Genomic DNA, 2,750 nt, shown 5'->3' with positions numbered 1-2,750 from the left:
CCCGGGACCCCGGGGGGAGGGGTCAGACGATGCGGTGGACCGCCTGGGTGGTCAGCTCGTAACGGGCGCCGACGACGGCCAGTCCACCCGAGCCGATCTTCGCCGCGAGGTCGGGCTCCGCGGCCAGCCGGGAACGGACGGCCCGTATGTTGGCGTCGATCGTCGCGTCGATGCGGGCGTCCCCCTCCTTGCCGCGGTCGATGTTCGGGCGGATCTGGTCGGCGAGGTACTGGATGTGCGCGGGCAGCCGCTCCCCGGACAGGTCCGCCTCCACGGCGGCGCGCACCGCTCCGCACGACTGGTGCCCGAGCACCACGACCAGCGGGATCCCCAACTCCAGCACGCCGTAGGCGACGCTGCCGAGAACGGCCTCGTCCAGGACCTCCCCGGCGCTGCGCACGGTGATCAGGTCACCGAGGCCCTGGTCGAACACGAGCTCCGGGGGCACCCGGGAGTCGATGCAGCCGAGCACCACGGCGAACGGGTGCTGACCGGACGTCAGGCTCTGCCGCACCGCCGGGCTCTCGTCGGGGTGCCGCTCGCGGTAGGCACGCCAGCGCCGGTTGCCCGCGGCCAGCGTGCTCAGCGCCTCCTCGGGGGTGCTCGGACGGCGGGCGGTGATGCCGGCGGCCGAGGCGGGCGCCGCGCCGAGGGCGGCACCGCCCAGGGCGGCGGCCGTGGCGAGACCGGCGCCCAGCAGGGCGCGCCGGCGGGAGGTGGACGCTCCCCGCAGCGCCCAGGGGGTGGCGGTCGGCCTGGAGCCGACGGCTCTTTCGGGGGTCACTTCTGACTTCACGCAGGGGAACGTACGTCCGATCACGGCCGTGATCGCACGAGTTGCCGAATCATGGGCCAGTGCGGTGAAGTCGTGGCCTGATCTTGGTCGACACTTGGTCGTTCCGGGAGCTGCCGTTGACCGGCGGCCCTGCCGCGCGGGGCGCCGACCCGGGCGGAAGCCGGCCGCTCGGCCGCGTACCCTACCGATGGCGCCGCCCTGGGGATCTTCAGATCTGCCGTGCACGACGGCGGGGGAGCCACAGGTGTGCGAGTGCCCGGGCCGATCCGTCGGCGGGCGAGCAGTGACGGTCCGGTGCGGCCCCGCAGCCCTTCCTGCGGCGGTCGTCGTTCGAGTGGAGGCGCGTGATGGCAGCGGTGGCGAACGACCGGTTGCACCGCCGGCAGCGATGGGCGGCCAGGGCGGCGCTGGCCGCGGCGGTGTCGGCCGCGCTACCGCCGTTCGCCTACGGATTCCTGGGCGGTCTGCTGCTGCTCGCGGCCGGACTCGTGGGACTCGCGCTCACCGCGGCGGCCCTGTGGTGGGTGCTCTCCCGCCGCGGACCGGCCCGCGCGGCCGCGACCGTACTGACCGTCGCCGCCCCCGTCGCCGTCATCGTCCTCTTCGTGGCGGTGAACCTGCTCTGGGCGGTCCTGCTGTCCCTGCTGCTGTGGTGCCTGGCGGTCTGGAGCGGCCGGTACGCGCTGCGCAGCACGGGCCTGCGGCCGGTCCGGATCAAGGAGTACCGCACGCCCCCGCCGCAACGGCCCTTCCTGCTGCTCAACCCGCGCTCCGGCGGCGGCAAGGTCGAGAAGTTCGCACTGAGGGAGAAGGCCGAGCGCCTCGGCGCCCAGGTCGTCCTGCTCGATCCGGACCACCACCAGGACGTCACCGCGCTGGCCCGGGCCGCCGTCGCGGACGGCGCGGACCTGCTCGGCGTCGCGGGCGGCGACGGCACCCAGGCCCTGGTCGCCGCCGTCGCCGCGGAACATGGCCTGCCGTTCCTGGTGATCTCGGCCGGCACCCGCAACCACTTCGCCATGGACCTCGGCCTGGACCGCGAGGACCCCTCCACCTGCCTGGACGCCCTCACCGACGGGGTCGAGCTGCGGGTGGACCTCGGCTTCGTCGACGACCGGCCCTTCGTCAACAACGCCTCCTTCGGCCTGTACGGGGCGGTCGTGCAGAGCCCCGGCTACCGCGACGACAAGGTGGGCGCGGCACTGGAGCGGCTGCCCGACCTGCTCACCCGGCAGCGCGGCCCCCGGCTGACCGCCCGGGCCGACGGCGTCACGATCACCGATCCGCAGGCCGTGCTGGTCAGCAACAACCCCTACCGCCTCGACGACCCGTTCGGCTTCGGCCGCCGCGAGCGGCTCGACTCCGGGAAGCTGGGCGTGCTCGCCGTCCGGGTGGACAGCGCCGTCGAGGCCGCCGAACTGCTGCTCGCGCCGAACCCGGAGGGGCTCACGGTGCTCGCCGCTCCCGAGGTGGTCATCGAGGCCGACGAACCCCAGCTGGAGATCGGTCTCGACGGCGAGGCGCTCACCCTGCCCGCCCCCGTCCGCTGCCGCATCGAACGCCGCGCGCTGCGCGTCCGCGTCCCCCGCGAACGGCCCGGAGTCCCCGAGGCTCCGCCCCGCCTCGACTGGCGCCGCCTGCGCAAACTGGCGGCAGCGGTCGGCCGTACGGCGGCGCCCAAGCGGGCCGTCCGGTTCTGAGCACGGCGGGCGTCACCCGTTCGGCGCAGAGATGAACGATTCGCTGGGTGAATCGTCCGCCGAACGATCACCGGCACGGCGAGGACACCACGATCCTGAGGCGGGCACCCCGACGGCCGACCGAGGTCGACCGAGCCGGGGTGTCCTTCTTCACGATCCCTTTTCCTGCAAGGAGTCCTTCTGTGCGTGCTCGCTCCGCGCTGACCAGCGCCCTCGCCTCAGCAGCCCTCGTCCTGAGCTCTCTGGCCGCCGTG

At 74.2% G+C, this 2,750-nt stretch carries 2 protein-coding genes; one reads left to right on the top strand and one right to left on the bottom strand.

The genetic code is table 11. From position 1 onward, the window contains the following. Window positions 1-22: 22 nt before the first annotated feature. Window positions 23-796 (bottom strand): carbonic anhydrase, encoded by a 774-nt coding sequence (locus ALMP_RS35650; protein WP_375803581.1) that lies wholly within the window; start codon window positions 794-796, stop codon window positions 23-25. 347 nt (window positions 797-1,143) lie between these two features. On the opposite strand from ALMP_RS35650, the gene ALMP_RS35645 reads away from it, so the two are divergent. Continuing rightward, the gene (locus ALMP_RS35645) at window positions 1,144-2,496 is read left to right on the top strand and encodes a diacylglycerol kinase family protein (protein WP_264935914.1); all 1,353 of its coding nucleotides are present in this window, start codon (window positions 1,144-1,146) and stop codon (window positions 2,494-2,496) included. Window positions 2,497-2,750: the final 254 nt, after the last annotated feature.

It is taken from the genome of Streptomyces sp. A012304, assembly GCF_026008495.1.
Taxonomy (GTDB): Bacteria; Actinomycetota; Actinomycetes; order Streptomycetales; family Streptomycetaceae; genus Streptomyces.
Note: the sequence above shows the minus strand (reverse complement) of the source record. Positions and strands in the feature narration are given on the sequence as shown.

Bases quoted from the DNA above. Each gene is read 5' to 3' on its own strand.
- ALMP_RS35645 (WP_264935914.1), top strand. From the start codon at position 1,144: ATGGCAGCGGTGGCGAACGACCGGTTGCACCGCCGGCAGCGATGGGCG.